Here is a 16,958-nt window from a genome sequence, read left to right as displayed (position 1 = left end):
TTACAGGCTCAAGGCCTTGCTGATGAGGCCCATCAGCATGCCCCGCACGTCGCCGCTGGACAGGATGCTGATCAGCAGGCCGGCGAAGGCTACGGCCGCGAGGGTGACCATGGCGAATTCCGCGGTGGTAGAGCCTTGTTCCTCGTCGAGCCGTTCGCGCAGCCTGTTCAGGGTGGTAGTCATGTCCGTTCCTTTCGCTCGGGTGGCATCGTTTCCTTCCCGGGTGGGGAGGCGATGGTGTTTTCAGGCTCGCACTGATTCCGCTGCCGCGGTTGGGGTTGGCTGCAAGGTGGGCATAACCCGCCGGGGTCAGCCGAAGTGCGGGAACAACGCGATGATCAGCGGCACCACGCCCAGGGCGATGAAGGCAGGAAGGGCGCAGGCTCCCAGCGGCAGCACCAGTTTGGTGGCGAACTGCGCGCCGCAGCGGGCGACGTGCTGGACCCGTTGCCGGCGTTGCAGCTGGGCGGTATTCCTCAGCAGCGCGGACGCCGGCGCTCCGGTAGCCTGGGCAAAGCCCAGGGACCGTTGCAGCGGGGCGAGCCACGCCGGGGCGGGTTCCCAGGCTTTGTCCCACTCCATGTTCATCTCCAGGCATCGGGCCACGGTCCGCAACGCCGAGCACTGCGGAATGCAGCGCCCCATCGATTCAAGCAGCGTGGTCATGGGCAGCCCGGAATCCATGAGGCTGGCCCCGAGGTCCAGGACCAGGTCAATGGGTTCACTTCCTTGCACCGAAGACTTGTCCCGGACCCGGACGGCCGGCGGATTGACCCCCCGTTCGCGGGTCCACGCAGGCCTGCGGGGATTCCACAGCAGGACTGCGGACACCAGGCAGAGCAACGCCACCGCAGTCATTGCAGGGCCTGCGCAGTTGTTGCCGCGAGCAGCCGCCGGCACCAGATCCTGTTCAGCGCCCACAGCCCTGCTCCCACGGCGAGGCTCAGCTGCGCGGGCCATGAGGTCAGCAAGGTGGTTCCGACGTCGATGCCGAGGATGAACCCCGCACCGAGCCCCACCACCGGCAACCAGGTCAACAGCCGTGTGGTCGCCCTGGGACCTGCCATGGCGGCGTCGAACGACTGCCGGGCGAGCAATTCCGCTTCCAGGTCCTCGGCCAGCTGGTCCAGCACCCCGGCCAGCGGGGCGCCGGTCTGCGATGAAAGATCCAGGCACCAGGAGAGCCTTTGGACCGGCCCACCGTCCTCGTGTTCCCCGGTGTGCTCCATTGCTTCGGCCTGCGCGCCACGGAACGCGGCCTGGGCTTTCAGCCGGCGCAAGGCGGCCAGTACCGGGCTTTGTTCGGTACGTACCTGCAATAGGGCTTCGATGGCCTGCGGGAACATCAAGCCGCTGCGCATCAGCGCGGCCAGCTCGCGAATGATCTGGGCGTCCAGGGCCAGTGCCTGCTGCTGTGCGCCGGCTCGTGGGGCAGGAAATTTTCCGCTGCCCAGGATGCTGATTTGCCTTGTCCCGCCGGACAACTGCCGCCCAGGGTGCCACAGCCACCACCCGGCGAGCAGCAATAGGAGTACCGCAGTCATCACTCCCCCTGCCGTGCACGGTTGGCATGCCACTGGGCGACCTCGGCAGAGGCCTGCGCACCGAGTTTCTCGTGCAGCAGTCTCAGGCTACCGGCATCCGGGCAGTTCGGTGTTCCCGTGTCAATCAGCATGCGCACGTCCAAGCGGTCGTTCGAATCGGTGGACAGGCTTCCCAACGCCACCGGCGAGCGCACCCCGGAGGGCTGCCGACGCATATGGATGATCAGGTCAAAGGCGCTGGCTGCCTGCAGCGAGGTGGCTTGCAGGCCCCACCCGGCCAGGGCGCCCAATGCGGCCAGGCGGGCCGGGACGGATTCTGGGTTATTGGCGTGCAGAGTGCCGGCTGCTCCCTGGTGGCCGGTGTTCATGGCCGCAAGGAAATCCCGGATCTCCGCCCCGCGGCACTCGCCTATGACCAGCCGGTCGGGTCTCATGCGCAGTGCTTGGGCGACCAGGTCCTTGAGCTCTATCTGGCCTGCGGATTCAACGTTCGCGGTGCGTGTCTGCAGGCTCACCACGTGGCGGTGGTCGACGTTGAGCTCATGGGAGTCCTCGATGATCACCAGTCGTTGCTTGCCGCTGGCCTGTGCCAGCATGGCCTGGAGCAGGGTCGTTTTACCGCTGCCGGTGCCGCCGGTCACCAGGAAATTCAACTGGCGTCCCATCACTTCGCTCAGCACCGTGTGCCAGAATTCCGGTGCTTGGGCGAGGACGGTCTCCAGGGAGAGCAGCTGTTCGGTTTTCACGCGGATGGAAATCAGCGGTCCTTCGGTGGCAATGGGCGGGAGCACCGCGTGCACCCGGTAGTTCTTGACGCTCATGTCCATGAAAGGGCTGGAAGCGTCCAATCGCCGTCCTGCCAGGGTCGCCAGATGCACGGCCAGCGAGCGCACCTGTTCAGGTGAAGAAAAGCGGAACCCCGTGAGTTCCAGTCCGCGGGGCGAATCGGTCCACACCTGGCCTTGGCCGTCCACAAGCACATCCGTGATCCCGGGTCCCTGGGCGAAACGCTCAAGGATCGACAGACCGGCGACTTCGTCCTGCAAGGCCTTCAGCGATTCGGTCGCGCCGCGCGAGCCGAGGGCGGCTCCCGACTCGTGGACGGCGCTCGCCAGGGAGATGGCGTCGAGTTCTCCTCCGCTGGCCAGGGCGCGGTCCCGGACCGATTGCAGGATGCGCGAATCCAGTTCGTGAGTGCTGGCGAATTTCTGCGCTGATGGCGAATGGCGCCCGGGGCTCATGGTGCGCCCCGCGATCCCGCGTCCTCTGCCACCGGGAGCAGGCGCAGGTCCGCCAGCTGCTGCCTGAGCCTTCGGGATCTCAGGGCATCGAGCAGGTCGCCGCGGTCAACGGCCCGTTCTATCGAGGTTGTATGGGACAGCTTGCCCAGCAGGGAGCGGCTCTCCATTGCCGCCGTCGGCATTCTGTGATCCGCGCGCAGCACGTAGTCCCCGCGCGGCGGAATGCTCGAGGCATCGCACACCGTGATCTGCCGGTCGGTGAAATGGCCTATCGCCTCCGACCCCGGATGCGGTGTCCGCCCGGTATCCAGTACCAGCAGGTCGAATCCCTGCCGCGCAGCCGTCAACAGCCTGGCTGTCAATGCTCCGTCCACCGCTGCACGAGGTGGAGTTCCGGACCAGGTGAGCACCGCAGTCCCCCGCACCGTAGGAAGCGTCTCGACCAACTGATGCGAGGCCAGCGCCCCGCCCGAGCCCGCCAATTCGTCCCATCTGATGCCGGTGGGAGGCCTGGCGCAGATCCGCGGCCACAACCCGCAGGAGTGGGGATCCAGGTCCACCACGAGGCTGTGCAGACCGCTCAGCGTTCCGGCGTGGGCGAGCAACACCGCAAGGGTGCTGGTGCCCACCCCTCCGGCCCGTGAGCCCAAGGCCACGGTATGCCCATGCCCCGATCTCATGCACCACAGCCCCAGGTACTCGCCCAGCCATTGGCTCGCGCCGGGAAGGATCGCAACCCTCGACAGGGGCAGCCGGCTGGCCGCTTCCCACAAGGTCTGCGCTTGCTCGTCGTGCCCCACCAGCACATCGCACCGGGCGGAGCCGGCCAAGGCCTCGCCTAGCGCATCCGCGCCCCACAGCACCGGCCCCTCGGCGTCATGGATCATCGGCGAGGAGCTGGAACACCGGGAAATCCGGACCGCGGCGCCCAGGGAAATCAACGCGCACTGCGCCACCAGGTTTTCGTCGTCGCTCACCAGCACGCAGGCAGGTCCCCCGGGCTCGGCCCGTTGGACTTCCCGGGGCTGGACGCGGAGCGGCGGCGCCTCCCGGAGCGCGGAGTCCAAGGACAGCGGGACGAACCGAGAATCGACTCCGGGCCCGGGGTCGTGCGGGCGAAAGGGTAACCAGTTCATGGGTCGAAGTTGCCATCCCCCGGTTCCGGTCGGTTCCCGGCGCCCGCGAACTGGGGATATCGCCCCTGGCCACGGCACAATGGAAGCATGCCCCGTGGACAATCTGGCGTTCTGGCCTTTCTCGCAGCGGATCCCGAGGGATTCGCCCTGCTGCAGCTACGCGATGCCGCCAGCGGCGAACCGCTCACCCCGGCCCGGACCGCCTCACGGGAAGAGCTCTGCCAGGTCGTCGGCGAGATCGAGCAGTCGCGCTCCCCGCGCTGGGTGATGCTGCGCACCTCCCCGTGGCTGGAGCTGCTGACCTCCGTAGATGTCCACCTCGCCAAGGCGCATGTGCTCTCGCTGGCCCAGCGCATCCTGCACCGCAGCCCGCTGGCCGCGGTGCGGCTTCCGGATATTGATCTGGAGAACCCGCCCTCGTCCCGGGACACGGGAGACCAAGGCGCGTTGTTCTCCGCCCCGGTCAGCGGGGAGTCACTGCAGGAACTGGTGAACATGTTCGCCGCCCAGCTGCAGGCCATGCCCTCGGACCCCGCGGCCTTCAAGCGGCTGCAGCTGCTGATCCATGCCGAATCCGTGGGTGCGCTGATCGCCGCGGAGATGGAGAGCGCGGGGCTGTCCTGGGACGAGCACGGGCACCGGCAACTGCTGCGCCGGATGCTCGGCGAGCGCGTCCCGGACTCCGTGCGCCCGCCGAAGCTCGCCGCCCTGGCCCAGCAGCTGGGGCAGAACCTGCAGTCCCCGGGGCTGAACCCCGACTCCCCGCAGGAGCTGCTGCGCGCCCTGCACCGGGCGGGATTCGCGGTGCAGTCGATCAGGGCCTGGGAACTGGAGCAGATCACGCACCCCGCCATCACCCAGGTGCTCGAATACAAGAAGCTGTCGCGGCTTGCCAGCACCCACGGGGATGCCTGGCTGGACGCGTGGGTCGCCCACGGACGATTCCATCCCCACTATGTCCTGGGCACCGTCGCCTCCGGACGTTGGGCAGCCTCGGGTGGCGGGGCGCTGCAGCTGCCGCATTCCATCCGCCAGGTCGTGCGGACCCCGGAAGGCCGGACCTTCGTGGTGGCAGACGGGCGCCAACTGGAACCGCGGATCCTCGCCGCCATGTCCCGGGACCGCAATCTCCAGCAGGCGGGTCTGCAGGACGACCTCTACCAGTGGCTCATCGACGCAGGGTTGGTCAAGGACCGCAACGAAGCCAAGCTGGGCATGCTGTCGGTCATCTACGGCGGCACTTCCGGGGGCGCGCAGGCCGTGGGGGCCGCGTTGAAGAAGAACTTCCCCGCAGCCATGGATTTCGTCGATTCGGCAGCCCGCGCCGGCGAACGCGGCGACGGGGTGAGCAGCTACCTGGGCCGCGGGTGCCCGCCGGCGGATGAACGCTGGATGCAGGCGCAGCGCGGCACCCGCGACGAAGCCTCCCAGCGCGCCGCCGACTTGGCGGCCCGTTCCCGCGGCCGGTTCACCCGCAATTTCGTGGTGCAGTCGACCGCCGCCGAATGGGCCTTGATCTGGATGGGCCACGCCCGCCATCTGATCCACCAGGCCGGCTGGAGCCAAGAGTGCCGCCAGGTCTTCTTCGTCCACGACGAAATCGTCTTCGAATGCCCCACCGGGCTGGCTCCGCAGCTGGCCGAGATCATCAGGCATGCGGCCGCGCTCGCCGGGCGCACGCTGTTCGGGGAGCAGTCGGTGAGCTTCCCGGTCAGCGTGGCGATCACCCAGAACTACGCCGAGGCGAAATAGCAGGAAACAGGTTTGGCAGGCCTGCCTAGAGCATGCGGATTTCGCGCTTGGGCGACCACGGCCTGGTCCAGCCCAACTCGTTGAACAGCTTGTCCGCCAGCATCGCGGTGAAGCCCCAGATCACCCGGCCCTCGTATTCGAAGGCGGGAGCACTGAACTTGCGCCCTCCGCGCTGCACCACGCCCAGCACCCGGTTGCGCGGGTCCAGCAGGTGGGCGACGGGTGCGCGGAAGACTCCCGCGCTCTCGCCGGGATCGACGGGGAACACCGCGGATTCGGTGTGCCACCATCCAAGCACCGGGGTGACGATGAAGTTGGAGACCGGCAGCTCGGTCGCTGCCAGCTGACCCAGCACCTCGATGCCCGAGGTCTGCACGCCGGTTTCCTCCCAGGCTTCGCGCAGCGCGGCGTCGGTTTCCGAGGCGTCCTCGGGATCGATCCCGCCGCCGGGGAATGAAATCTGCCCGGCATGGGAGCGCAGGGTCTCGGCGCGCTCGACGAACAGGAGGTCCAGGTCGGCGGGATCCGCGTTCTGGGTCAGTCCCCGGCCGTCGGCCGAGCCGAAGAGCATCAGGATCGCGGCGCGGCGCACGCTGTTGGCGTCAAGCTGCTTGAATGCCCAGGAATCCGGGAGTTTTTGCGTCGCACCCACCGTGTGCGAATGCTCGGCGACAACCTGCTTCAAGTCCTTCAGTGCGCTCATGCGTCCAATCCAAATCCCTCGGCCCGCAGTTCACGGCGGGTGGCTCCGGCGAGCATCTTGTCCAGCAGCTCTTCACGCCCCGGAGCGAGTTCGTACTTAAGCAACGCTTTTGCCTTGGCCGGTATTTCCTCGCCGATGCCGTAGGAAGGGCACAGCTTGGCCAGCACGCAGGCCCCGCACGCGGGTTTGCGGGAGTGGCAGACCCGGCGGCCGTGGAACACCACACGGTGGCTGAGCATGGTCCAGTCGCGCTTCTCGAACAGCTTGCCGACGGCGTGCTCGACCTTCACCGGGTCGGTCTCATCGGTCCACCCGAAGCGGTTGGCCAGGCGTCCGAAGTGCGTGTCCACGGTAATGCCCGGAACGCCGAAGGCATTGCCCAGCACCACATTGGCGGTCTTGCGCCCCACGCCCGGCAGCTTGACCAGCTCGTCGAGCTTGGGCGGGACCTCGCCGTCGAAGCGCTCGACCAGGGCGGCTGAGAGCCCGAGCAGCGATTCGGTTTTGGCGCGGAAGAAGCCGGTGGCCCGGATCAGTTCCTCCAGTTCGCCGCGGTCGGCCTGGCTCATGGCGTGGGCGTCCGGAAAGCGGGCGAACAACGCGGGGGTGATCGCGTTGACGCGGACATCGGTGGTCTGTGCGGAGAGCACCGTCGCGACGAGCAGTTCGAAGGGATTCTCGAAATCCAGTTCCGGCACCGCATAGGGGTAGGCCTCTGCCAGCAGACGGTTCATCTTGCGTGCCCGGCGCTTGAGCCCCAGCTCCGTTTCAATTTTCACATTCACAGCCACGCTTCGATACTGCCACGGACCGCAGCGGTTTTCACTAATCCAATCCCAGTTCTGCGGCGCATTCGCGCAACGGCTGGCATGCAGTTCAGCGCGCGCTTCGACCGCTTGGCGCAGAATTCACCCACTCCCGCGCCAATCCGTGACACAAACCACACAGACGGGCCCTGAAGCGTGTAACTTTGATCACAGAGTTAAACGTGTCTAACTGGAAGGACCAACCTACCGTGAGCGAGTCCAAGACCTTGGATAACCTGTCGAACGAAACCCGGTCATTCGCACCGAGCAAGGAATTCAGCGACAACGCCGTTGCCACCCAGGCCCGCTATGACGCCGCGGCGGCCGACCGGTTGGGCTACTGGGCCGACCAGGCGCGGCAGGTCCTCACCTGGGACACGGACTTCACCGAAACCCTGGACTGGTCCGAAGCGCCGGTCGCCAAGTGGTTTGTCGGCGGCAAGGTCAACGCGGCCTACAACGCACTGGACCGCCACGTCGAGAACGGCCTGGGCGACCGCGTGGCCATCTACTTCGAGGGCGAGCCGGGCGACACCCGCACCTACACCTACGCACAGCTGACCGACGAGGTCAAGAAGGCCGCGAACGCCTTCGAGTCCCTGGGCATCGAAAAGGGCGACCGCGTGGCCGTCTACCTGCCGATGATCCCGGAAGCGGTCATCACCATGCTGGCCTGCGCCCGCATCGGTGCCATCCACTCGGTGGTCTTCGGCGGCTTCTCCGCCGACGCGCTGCGCAGCCGCATCGACGACGCGGACGCCAAGCTCGTGGTCACCGCCGACGGCACCTGGCGCCGCGGCAAGCCGAGCCCGCTGAAGCCAGCGGTCGACGAGGCGCTGTCCGCCCCTGGCCACACCGTGCAGAACGTTGTGGTCGTCAAGCGCAACGGCGAGCCCACCGAGTTCGGCCCGCTGGATTCGTGGTGGCACGATGTGGTGGATTCTGCCAGCACCGAGCACACCGCCGTGGGCCACGATTCCGAGCACCCGCTGTTCGTGCTGTACACCTCCGGCACCACCGGCAAGCCCAAGGGCATCGTGCACACCACCGGCGGCTTCCTCACCCAGACCGCCGTCACCCACCGCGACACCTTCGACCTGCATCCGGAGTCGGACGTCTACTGGTGCACCGCCGACATCGGCTGGGTCACCGGCCACTCCTACGTCACCTACGCGCCGCTGGTCAACGGCGGCACCCAGGTCATCTACGAAGGCACCCCGGACACCCCGCACCAGGGCCGCTGGTGGGAGATCGTGCAGAAGTACGGCGTGAGCATCCTGTACACCGCCCCGACCGCCATCCGCACCTTCATGAAGTGGGGACGGCAGATCCCGGACGGCTACGACCTGTCCTCCCTGCGTGTGCTCGGCTCCGTGGGCGAACCGATTAACCCGGAAGCCTGGATGTGGTACCGCGAGGTCATCGGCTCCAACAACGGCGCCAACGGCGAGAAGAAGGACAACCCGACCCCGATCGTCGACACCTGGTGGCAGACCGAAACCGGCGCCCACATGATCGCGCCATTGCCGGGCGTCACCAAGACCAAGCCGGGCTCCGCCCAGGTCGCCGTGCCGGGCATCAGCATCGACGTGGTCGACGAGGCCGGCAACTCGGTCGCCGACGGCGAGGGCGGCTTCCTGGTCATCCGCGACCCGTGGCCTGCGATGCTGCGCGGCATCTGGGGCGACATGGACCGCTACAAGGACACCTACTGGTCCCGCTTCGAGAACATGTACTTCGCCGGCGACGGCGCGAAGAAGGACGACGATGGGGATATCTGGCTGCTGGGCCGCGTGGACGACGTCATGAACGTCTCGGGGCACCGCCTGTCCACCACCGAGATCGAGTCCTCCCTGGTCGCCCACCCGTACGTGGCCGAGGCCGCCGTGGTCGGTGCGAAGGACGAGACCACCGGCGAGGCAGTTGTCGCGTTCGTGATCCTGCAGGCCGAACCGGCCGAGGACGAGGATGTCGTGGCGACCCTGCGCAACCACGTAGGCAAGGACATCGGGCCGATCGCCAAGCCGAAGCACGTGCTGGTGGTCCCCGAGCTGCCGAAGACCCGCTCGGGCAAGATCATGCGCCGCCTGCTCAAGGACGTGGCCGAGGGCCGCGAGGTCGGCGACGCCACCACGCTGGCAGACAACACCGTCATGTCACAGATCGCGCAGTCGATGAAGAAGTAGCCGCCACGCGGCGCACCAGGCCGCCGTCCGGTCGTGCTTCCCAGTAGGAGGAGCTCATCCGGGCGGCGGCCTGTGTCGTGCCCGGCGTCAGCAGGCTCTAGCGCGCGGACTCTAGGCGTCCAGCGACACCGACCGAGGACGTGGAGCTGTGGCCCTCGACCACCACGTGGACCGTCTCCAGGTCAGTGAACTTCTGGTGCGTCGCGTCGATGACTTCCTCGGCGATGAATTCGAGGTCTCCGGGTGCGTCGGTGAAGATCTGCGGGTCGGAGGCTACTGCCTGCTCCATGGTGATGCGCAGCTGCCCGGGCGCGGTCGAGTCGAATGATTCAACATAGTAATACGGCCAGGTCATGGCATCGGGGCACCCTGCCCCCGCGGACTCCAGCCACGACGCGGCCACCCGATTGGCCCACTGCTGCCGCGCTCCCCCGGACTCGGCGGGATTCCAGGCGACGCAGTTCTTGTCCCAGGTCGCTTCCGAGCGCCCCATGTCCAGAGCGATCTGGCGTGCGTTCTCGACCTGCGCCGGAGTGGTCGCCTTGGCGGTGGGGAGTTCCAGGGGCACGATGGGGCCCTGGACGATCGGGGTGCCGGCGTTGGCTTCGGCGGTGAGCTCCGCATCATTTGTCAGGAAGTCAGGGTCGACGTGGTTCACCGCCAGAATCGCGACAACCCCGGCCAGGAACGCGCCGACCGAAATGTTGCCGACAATGCGCTTGGCGTTCCTGTTCACACGAACCTCCCGGTGATTCCCTGTTTTCCTCCATCGAATATACCCAGGGGAAACAGGTTCCGGTATTCCGAACGGCCAGGTGACGGCAGGGAGGCGACGGGTTCTTCGCCTAGGGATTAGTTCGTCATGGAACGTCGACGGAGTGCGTGGCTGTACTAGATTGACTTCATGACTGAAAACGCCTCACGCACCATCCTGCTGCTCAACGGACCCAATCTGAATCTGCTGGGCACCCGCGAACCCGAGATCTACGGCCGCGAGACGCTGGCCGATGTCGAGGCCCTGGCCCGCAGCACGGCGCAGTCCCTGGGCTTCGAGCTCACCGCGGTGCAGTCAAACCACGAGGGCGTGCTGCTGGACGCCATACACGAGGCGCGCACCACCGCTGCGGGAATCGTGATCAACCCAGGGGCCTTCACCCATACCTCGATTGCGCTGGCTGATGCCATCAGCGGCGTGGAACTGCCTGCCATCGAGGTGCATATCTCGAACGTGCACAAGCGAGAGGCGTTCCGCCACCACTCGTACATCTCCCCCGTGGCCAGCTCCATCATCATCGGCGCCGGGGTCAACGGCTACCGCCTGGCCGTGGAGCAGATGGCCCACCTGCTGGGCAAGTAGCGCGGCAGGGCCCGTGGGCGGTTGCCGCCACGGGCGCTAGTCGCTGATGCAGGCGCCGGTCTTGATCGAGGTGGTCTTATGCCCGCCGGCGTTCAGCGCCTCGCGCATTTCCGCCAGGCTCAGGGCGAAGCCCACCTCGTCGTCGCTGCGCGACTTGGCGAAGATCAGCCCCACGGCGTCGCCGGACTCATCCAGCAGCGGGCCGCCGGAGTTGCCCTGGGCCACCTCGGCGGTGAGCTGGTAGACCGACAGCTGCGAGGGGTCTTCGCCATAGATGTTCGCGATGGACACGGTGGCCTTGGAAGCGACCACGGCGCCGCGCACCTGCTGCGGGCCGCCGGCGGGATACCCGACGAATGCCGCGGAATTCCCGCGGACCATGTCCTCGGTGGCCAGGTCGATCGGCTCGGCGGCAAGCCCCTCCACGTAAAGCAGCGCGATATCCGCCTCCGGGTCGAAGTACACCACCTTGCCGCGGTTCAGCTGGCCCTTGCCGGTTTCCACGGTGGCGGCGCTCAAGCCGGCGACCACGTGGGCGTTGGTCATCACCAGGTCGTCGTCGATGACGAAGCCGGACCCGGTCAGGTTCACGCCGCATTCAACCGCGGTGCCCGAGATCTTGGCCACGGACTTCGCCGAGGCCAGCTGCAGGTCGTTGGGCTTCCAATCGGTGTCCTCGACCGGCGCGACCGGCGGGGCGAAGGGCTCGATCAGCGCGGGAATTGTCTGGGCCATCACTGCGGAACGGGCAGTGGAAATGGCGGAGGTGACGAAGTCCGGGGTCAGGCCGCGGATCGTTTCGATCATCTTGGACTTGGCGATTTCGGCGGACAGACGCGGAATACCCATGCTGGAGGCGGAGAAGGCCAGTGCGCCGATGATGGTGGCGGTAATCAGGATCGAGAGCGCGCCACCGGCCAGCCGGTCCGCGGCACGCAGGAAATCGACGTTCATCCAATGGCGGATCTTGGTGGCGATGAAACGGCCCAGGGCCTGCCCCATGATGATCAGCACCGCGGCGGTGGCGACCATCAGGCCCACCCTCCACCACGGGTTGCTGGCCAGCGTCGAAACCAGCGGAATGGCGAAGAAGGCTGCCACGCCGCCGACGACCAGTCCGAGCATGTCCCCGACCGTCAGGAGGAAGCCGCGGCGGAGCCCGATAATGAAAAAGGTCAGCAGAACAACACAAATGACCGCGTCCAGCCAGCCGAAAACTTCGAGCACCGAGACTCCACTTCATTCATCTAAACGGTATTAATCCAAGGTACCCTTAGAAGCTGATGGATTTCTGCGAGCATATTCGCGAGTTTTGTTCGAAACTGCGTGATTTTCAACATTTTCTTGGGTAAACCACGTGTGGAAACTGTCACATTGTTACCGAATACGGCACAATGAAGTAAGCGCCTACTACTGTTGACAGGAGATTTAATGGATATCGAGGTACTGCGTCGTGCGCCACTTTTCGCGTCGCTCGGTGATGAAGTATTCGCCACGCTAACCGAAGAACTGACCGAGGTCGATCTGTCCCGTGGTGCATCGGTGTTCCGTGAAGGCGATCAGGGCGACCGCCTCTACTTCATCGTCTCGGGCAAGATTAAGCTTGGCCGCACTTCGTCGGACGGACGCGAAAACCTGATTGCCGTTCTCGGCCCAGGCGAGCTGTTCGGCGAAATGGCTCTTTTCGATCCACACCCGCGCAACGCAACGGCGACCGCTGTGTCGGAAACCCGACTGGCCGGTCTGAGCCACGAGAACATGCGCAAGGCGATCCTGAACTCTCCTGAGGTTTCGATCCAGCTGCTGCAGGCTCTGGCTGCCCGTCTGCGTCGCACCAACGAGTCGCTTGCCGACCTGGTGTTCTCCGACGTCCCTGGCCGTGTGGCCAAGGCCCTGTTGGATCTGGCTGACCGCTTCGGTCGCCCGGCCACCGACGGCATCCTGGTCGCTCACGAGCTGACCCAGGAAGAGCTGGCACAGCTTGTCGGCGCCTCGCGCGAAACCGTGAACAAGGCCCTGGCCGAGTTCGTGCAGCGCGGATGGCTGCGTCTGGAAGCACGCGCCGTCGTGATTCTGGATATCCAGCGTCTGCGCCAGCGTTCGCGCTAAGCCGCACCAGCGAAAACAGCGAGGGCCGAATACCTGTCACAGGTATTCGGCCCTCGCTGTTTTCGCACCGGCTCACAGCCGCCGGCTCAGTGGCCGGCCGTGGCCTGCCACGAGCTGGCCGAGTCGGCCTTCTGCGTTCCGATGACCTCAAGATAGTAGGTGCCGTCGCGCACCAGAAGATCAGGATGCTGCAGGTCGAAGGAGCGCACCCGGGACAGGTAGGCCACCACGCCATTGGCATCGGTCATTCGTTCGAGCATGATTTCCACCGCCGGGTAGGTGATCTGCGACAGGCTCATGCCGACGGTGTTCGGCTGGCCGACCATGTCCCCTAGCGTGCTGCTGTTGCGTTTGGCCACTACCTGGCTGGCAACGCACCAGCGCCCCCATTTGCCCTTGCCGCGCAGCAGCGTCGGCTCCTGCCGCAGCGGGACGGTCGCGGCGAAGTACCAGGTGTCGAAGCGCCTGAATGCGAAGTTCGGGCTGAGCCAATGGGCCACCGGGCGCAGCAGGTCGGTGCGCAGCCCCAACCCGCGGCGTTTGAGGAATTCATCGAAGCCCAAGTCCTGACCCGCAATCGTTTCCCGGGCGGTCATCCATTCCTCGGGATCACTCATTTCCACCACCGACTGCTCGTCGGTGCCGGCCAACAGGATGCCGGTTTCCTCGAAAAGTTCTCGAATGGCGCAGACGATATGCGCCTGCACCAGTTGCTGGTCCAGCACGTCCATGCGCTTGGACCACTGCGACAAGCTCGGGCCGAACCACTTGTAGGTGGCCCTGTCGCTGGCTTCGTGGCTGCCTCCGGGGAATGCCACGTTGCCCAGGGGGGATCCCCCGGGCCGGTAGGTCAGATAGGTCTCCACACCCTGGGAGGTGTCGCGCACCAGGCTCACCGAGGAGGCCTTGCGGGCGGCGCGCGGGGTGCGCGTGCCGAAGGCGAACCAGTTTTCCGCCGCGGAGACTTCATGCGGCGGCACGTCGAAGAGCCGTCGCACCACGCCGTGGCGCGGTCCCGACGGGAATGCCCGCCGAGACCGCGCTACGGAATCGCGTCGTGGACTACTCAAATTCCGCGATGACCTCAACCTCAACCGGAGCATCCAGCGGCAGGACTGCCACGCCGACAGCCGAACGGGCATGCAGGCCTGCGTCGCCGAGCACCTCGCCGAAGAACTCGGAGGCACCGTTGATGACGCCCGGCTGGCCGGTGAACTCAGGTGCCGAGGCCACGAAGCCGACAACCTTCATGATGCGTTTGATGCGATCCAGATCACCGATTTCGGCCTTGATGGCCGCCAACGCGTTCAACGCCGCAGTCTGGGCCATGCCCTTGGCAGTCTCGGCGGAGACCTCTGCGCCGACCTTTCCCACGGCTGAGAGTTCACCATTAATCAGCGGCAACTGGCCTGAGGTGTAAACGTAGTTGCCGGTGGTGACGGCAGGCAGGTAGGCGGCGACCGGCTTGGCGACGGCGGGAAGGGTGAGTCCAAGCTCGGACAGGCGAGCTTCGACACGCGAGGAAGTGGCTTCTTGCATGGGGTTTTACTCCTTTTTTCGAGGTTTGGTTATTACTGCTTCGGGCGCTTGAGGTAAGCCACCGGAGAGGTGCCGTTAGGGCCTGGAACAACGGTTACCAGTTCCCATCCGTCGTCTCCCCACTGGTCGAGAATCTGCTTCGTCGCGTGGATCAGCAGAGGTAATGTGGCGTATTCCCATTTAGTCATACTCGATACGTTAGCGTGTCCTTGTAAACTAGTGGGTATGGCAGCTAAGAAGTCACCCTTTTTTGATACAGCTACCACTCTGGGCAAAATCGTCGCATTCTTCGGAATCAGTGCTCTGTGTGGTGTGCTCGCCGCCGGCATGATTGTGCCCGTGGCAGCTATCGCAAAATCCGGCTTGACCACCGGTAACAACATTGTGAGCGCGCTTCCAAGCTCGTTCGAGGCACTCCCGATTTCGGAGCCTTCGACGATCGTGGATGCCGAGGGCAAGGAAATCGCGAAGTTCTACGAGCAGAACCGCCAGCCGGTGAAACTTGATGACATTTCGCCCTTCATGCGCAAGGCAATCGTCTCGGTGGAGGACGAACGTTTCTACGAGCACAAGGGCATCGACCCGCAGGGCATCGCCCGTGCAGTGGTCGGCAACCTCACGGGTTCCTCGCGCTCGGGTGCTTCGACCCTGACCCAGCAGTACGTGAACAACCTGCTGGTGAACAACCAGGAACTGACAGGTTCCGAGGAAAGCACCATCAGCGGCCAGAAGGACTACGCGGACAAGATCCGCGAGCTGAAGTACGCCGTGTCCATCGAGAAGGAAATGTCCAAGGACGAGATCCTCGAGGGCTACCTGAATCTGGTGCTGTTCTCGGGCCGCGAGTATGGGGTGCAGGCTGCCGCACAGTACTTCTACTCCGTTGACGCCAAGGACCTGAACCTCCAGCAGTCGGCAATGCTCGCCGGCATGGTGCAGCTGCCCAACGTCTACAACCCGATCAACAATCCGGAGCGTTCGCTGGATCGCCGCAACAAGGTGCTGGGCAATATGCTGCGCGCCGGCGCGATCACCAAGGCCGAATACGACAAGGCCGTCAAGAGCGATCTGGAGCTGGATCCGAGCCGCTCCCCTTCGGGCTGCATCGCCGCGGCTGACAACGCCTACTTCTGCGACTACGTCACCAACTTGATCCTCACCGACGACGCCTACGGCGAGACCAAGCAGGACCGCGAAAACCTGCTGTACCGCGGCGGTTTGACCATCAAGACCACGCTGAACAGCAAGCTGAACAAGAAGGCTGCCAAGGACGCACGCAAGGCCATCGATCCGAAGGCCAAGTCGAACAAGGACGTTTTCTCCTCGATCGTTTCGGTTGAGCCGGGAACCGGCAACATCCTGACCATGGCGCAGAACACCACGTACGACCCATCCGGCGGCATGGGAAACACCGTGATCAACTTCGCCGTGGAACGTTCGCTCGGCGGCGCCGGCGGCTTCCAGGGCGGTTCCACCATGAAGCCTTACACCACGCTCGCGTGGCTCAAGGAAGGCCACAACATGTGGGACACGATCAATGCCCGCAAGCAGACTTTCCCTGTTGGTTACAAGTTCAAGGCATCCTGCCTTCCCGGAGGAACCACCACCGTCGGCGCCCCGTGGGAACCTAAGAACGCTTCGCGTGGCTTCTACCGCTCGATGAAGGTCGACTACGGCCTGTACTGGTCGATCAACTCCGCGACCGTGCAGGAAGCTGCCAAGCTCGACCTGTGCAACATCACCGACTACATCAACGCGCTGGGTGTGAAAGCCCAGGACGCGGGCGAGAACGGCACCCCGGCCGACTTCACCCCGTCCAACCCGTCGTTCATCATCGGTTCCGAGAAGATCACCCCGCTGAGCCAGGCCGCAGCCTTCGCGGCATTCGCCAACAAGGGCGAGTTCTGCGAACCGCGTGCACTGACCTCGGTCACCGACCGCGACGGCAACTCGTACAAGGTCAAGAAGACCACCTGCAGCCAAGCCGTTGAGGAGCAGCACGTCAGCGACCTGAACGGCACCCTTTCGCGGATCGCCAAGACCCGTGTGGCCAAGGGAAGCATCGACGTCCCGATCGCCGGCAAGACCGGTACGAACAACGGCGCGACCTCCACCTGGTTCGTCGGCTACACCAGCGGCATTTCCACCGCTTCGTGGGTCGGCCGACTGAAGGGCCAGGGCGAGGACCGCGAGGAAAACTTGATGCACGGCGCCATGATCAACGACCAGCGTGCACCATCCATGGTTGACTCCTCGACCTATGCCGCACCGCTGTGGCTGGACTTCATGCAGGAAGCCGTTTACGACTACCCGCACGAATCCCTCGGCTCGGCACGCAAGGCCCCGGTTGTGAAGAAGAAGGAGCCTGCCGAGGATTCCACGGAAGACTCGAAGTCTGATTCGAAGGAAGACTCGAAGTCCGATTCCAAGAAGGAATCGAGCTCGGAGTCGAAGTCGGATGAAAAGGAATCCAAGAAGGAGTCCAAGTCGGAGTCCAAGGAATCCAAGTCCGATTCCGAGAAAGAATCAAAATCTGATGACTAGCTTGTAGCTGAGAAGGCCGCGTTCAACTTTGGTTGAACGCG

General features: G+C 65.1%; 17 protein-coding genes. 5 read left to right on the top strand and 12 right to left on the bottom strand.

Features of this window, described 5'->3' with window-relative positions:
- The 5 genes from RF641_RS13540 to RF641_RS13520 all read right to left on the bottom strand — a co-directional run bounded on the left by RF641_RS13540 (window position 1) and on the right by RF641_RS13520 (window position 3,921).
- Window positions 1-183 carry a DUF4244 domain-containing protein gene (locus RF641_RS13540; RefSeq protein WP_047119835.1) on the bottom strand — a complete coding sequence of 61 codons (183 nt, stop codon included), beginning with the start codon at window positions 181-183 and terminating at the stop codon, window positions 1-3.
- Between the two features lie 126 nt (window positions 184-309).
- Window positions 310-735, bottom strand: coding sequence for a type II secretion system F family protein (locus RF641_RS13535; RefSeq protein ID WP_424573399.1), 426 nt, complete (start codon window positions 733-735; stop codon window positions 310-312).
- A 119-nt stretch (window positions 736-854) separates the two neighbouring features.
- Window positions 855-1,544 carry a type II secretion system F family protein gene (locus RF641_RS13530; protein WP_424573398.1) on the bottom strand — a complete coding sequence of 230 codons (690 nt, stop codon included), beginning with the start codon at window positions 1,542-1,544 and terminating at the stop codon, window positions 855-857.
- Window positions 1,544-2,785, bottom strand: a complete 1,242-nt coding sequence (locus RF641_RS13525) for a TadA family conjugal transfer-associated ATPase (RefSeq protein ID WP_424573397.1) — start codon at window positions 2,783-2,785, stop codon at window positions 1,544-1,546. The genes RF641_RS13530 and RF641_RS13525 overlap by 1 nt, the downstream gene beginning before the upstream one ends.
- Window positions 2,782-3,921: a hypothetical protein gene (locus tag RF641_RS13520; protein WP_424573396.1), complete on the bottom strand. Its 1,140-nt coding sequence runs from the start codon at window positions 3,919-3,921 to the stop codon at window positions 2,782-2,784. The genes RF641_RS13525 and RF641_RS13520 overlap by 4 nt, the downstream gene beginning before the upstream one ends.
- Before the next feature lie 87 nt (window positions 3,922-4,008).
- Here RF641_RS13520 and RF641_RS13515 point away from each other — a divergent pair, with 87 nt between their 5' ends.
- Window positions 4,009-5,673 (top strand): bifunctional 3'-5' exonuclease/DNA polymerase, encoded by a 1,665-nt coding sequence (locus RF641_RS13515; protein WP_424573395.1) that lies wholly within the window; start codon window positions 4,009-4,011, stop codon window positions 5,671-5,673.
- Between the two features lie 25 nt (window positions 5,674-5,698).
- Here RF641_RS13515 and RF641_RS13510 read toward each other — a convergent pair whose 3' ends face one another.
- Both RF641_RS13510 and nth read right to left on the bottom strand, forming a co-directional pair.
- Window positions 5,699-6,376 (bottom strand): NUDIX hydrolase, encoded by a 678-nt coding sequence (locus tag RF641_RS13510; RefSeq protein ID WP_424573394.1) that lies wholly within the window; start codon window positions 6,374-6,376, stop codon window positions 5,699-5,701.
- Complete coding sequence (gene nth / locus RF641_RS13505; protein WP_286163394.1) at window positions 6,373-7,155, bottom strand: endonuclease III; 783 nt, start codon at window positions 7,153-7,155, stop codon at window positions 6,373-6,375. The genes RF641_RS13510 and nth overlap by 4 nt, the downstream gene beginning before the upstream one ends.
- 236 nt (window positions 7,156-7,391) lie before the next feature.
- Here nth and acs point away from each other — a divergent pair, with 236 nt between their 5' ends.
- A complete protein-coding gene (gene acs, locus RF641_RS13500) occupies window positions 7,392-9,368 on the top strand; it encodes an acetate--CoA ligase (protein WP_424573393.1) in 1,977 nt (658 codons plus the stop codon).
- Between the two features lie 97 nt (window positions 9,369-9,465).
- Here acs and RF641_RS13495 read toward each other — a convergent pair whose 3' ends face one another.
- The gene (locus RF641_RS13495; RefSeq protein WP_113607485.1) at window positions 9,466-10,104 is read right to left on the bottom strand and encodes a hypothetical protein; all 639 of its coding nucleotides are present in this window, start codon (window positions 10,102-10,104) and stop codon (window positions 9,466-9,468) included.
- Between the two features lie 168 nt (window positions 10,105-10,272).
- Between RF641_RS13495 and aroQ the strand changes: the two genes are divergently transcribed.
- On the top strand, window positions 10,273-10,725 hold the full coding sequence (gene aroQ / locus RF641_RS13490) for a type II 3-dehydroquinate dehydratase (RefSeq protein WP_047119844.1): 453 nt from the start codon (window positions 10,273-10,275) through the stop codon (window positions 10,723-10,725).
- 36 nt (window positions 10,726-10,761) lie between these two features.
- Here aroQ and RF641_RS13485 read toward each other — a convergent pair whose 3' ends face one another.
- The gene (locus RF641_RS13485; protein ID WP_424573392.1) at window positions 10,762-11,952 is read right to left on the bottom strand and encodes a MarP family serine protease; all 1,191 of its coding nucleotides are present in this window, start codon (window positions 11,950-11,952) and stop codon (window positions 10,762-10,764) included.
- A 204-nt stretch (window positions 11,953-12,156) separates the two neighbouring features.
- Between RF641_RS13485 and RF641_RS13480 the strand changes: the two genes are divergently transcribed.
- Window positions 12,157-12,834, top strand: a complete 678-nt coding sequence (locus RF641_RS13480; protein WP_047119846.1) for a Crp/Fnr family transcriptional regulator — start codon at window positions 12,157-12,159, stop codon at window positions 12,832-12,834.
- An 86-nt stretch (window positions 12,835-12,920) separates the two neighbouring features.
- Here the strand turns inward: RF641_RS13480 and RF641_RS13475 are convergent, their stop codons facing one another.
- The 3 genes from RF641_RS13475 to RF641_RS13465 form a co-directional block, all read right to left on the bottom strand.
- On the bottom strand, window positions 12,921-13,814 hold the full coding sequence (locus RF641_RS13475; RefSeq protein WP_244910888.1) for an NUDIX hydrolase: 894 nt from the start codon (window positions 13,812-13,814) through the stop codon (window positions 12,921-12,923).
- An 82-nt stretch (window positions 13,815-13,896) separates the two neighbouring features.
- Entirely contained in the window at window positions 13,897-14,373 is a 477-nt protein-coding gene (locus RF641_RS13470) for a RidA family protein (RefSeq protein ID WP_424573391.1), read from the bottom strand.
- A 32-nt stretch (window positions 14,374-14,405) separates the two neighbouring features.
- Window positions 14,406-14,561, bottom strand: a complete 156-nt coding sequence (locus RF641_RS13465; protein WP_113607488.1) for a hypothetical protein — start codon at window positions 14,559-14,561, stop codon at window positions 14,406-14,408.
- A gap of 151 nt (window positions 14,562-14,712) precedes the next feature.
- On the opposite strand from RF641_RS13465, the gene RF641_RS13460 reads away from it, so the two are divergent.
- A complete protein-coding gene (locus tag RF641_RS13460; protein ID WP_424573390.1) occupies window positions 14,713-16,917 on the top strand; it encodes a transglycosylase domain-containing protein in 2,205 nt (734 codons plus the stop codon).
- The last annotated feature ends 41 nt before the right edge of the window (window positions 16,918-16,958 follow it).

Origin of the sequence: Arthrobacter sp. 'calajunan' (genome assembly GCF_046940185.1) — a bacterium.
GTDB lineage: Bacteria > Actinomycetota > Actinomycetes > Actinomycetales > Micrococcaceae > Glutamicibacter > Glutamicibacter soli.
The sequence above is the reverse complement of the archived record's forward strand: the minus strand, read 5'-3'. Positions and strand labels throughout refer to the sequence as shown.

Excerpts from the sequence above, each read along its gene's own strand:
- RF641_RS13525 (WP_424573397.1), bottom strand. The coding sequence starts at position 2,785 with ATGAGCCCCGGGCGCCATTCGCCATCAGCGCAGAAATTCGCCAGCACT.
- aroQ (WP_047119844.1), top strand. The coding sequence starts at position 10,273 with ATGACTGAAAACGCCTCACGCACCATCCTGCTGCTCAACGGACCCAAT.
- RF641_RS13515 (WP_424573395.1), top strand. The coding sequence starts at position 4,009 with ATGCCCCGTGGACAATCTGGCGTTCTGGCCTTTCTCGCAGCGGATCCC.
- RF641_RS13540 (WP_047119835.1), bottom strand. The coding sequence starts at position 183 with ATGACTACCACCCTGAACAGGCTGCGCGAACGGCTCGACGAGGAACAA.
- RF641_RS13520 (WP_424573396.1), bottom strand. The coding sequence starts at position 3,921 with ATGAACTGGTTACCCTTTCGCCCGCACGACCCCGGGCCCGGAGTCGAT.
- RF641_RS13510 (WP_424573394.1), bottom strand. The coding sequence starts at position 6,376 with ATGAGCGCACTGAAGGACTTGAAGCAGGTTGTCGCCGAGCATTCGCAC.
- RF641_RS13470 (WP_424573391.1), bottom strand. The coding sequence starts at position 14,373 with ATGCAAGAAGCCACTTCCTCGCGTGTCGAAGCTCGCCTGTCCGAGCTT.
- RF641_RS13480 (WP_047119846.1), top strand. The coding sequence starts at position 12,157 with ATGGATATCGAGGTACTGCGTCGTGCGCCACTTTTCGCGTCGCTCGGT.
- RF641_RS13530 (WP_424573398.1), bottom strand. The coding sequence starts at position 1,544 with ATGACTGCGGTACTCCTATTGCTGCTCGCCGGGTGGTGGCTGTGGCAC.
- RF641_RS13465 (WP_113607488.1), bottom strand. The coding sequence starts at position 14,561 with ATGACTAAATGGGAATACGCCACATTACCTCTGCTGATCCACGCGACG.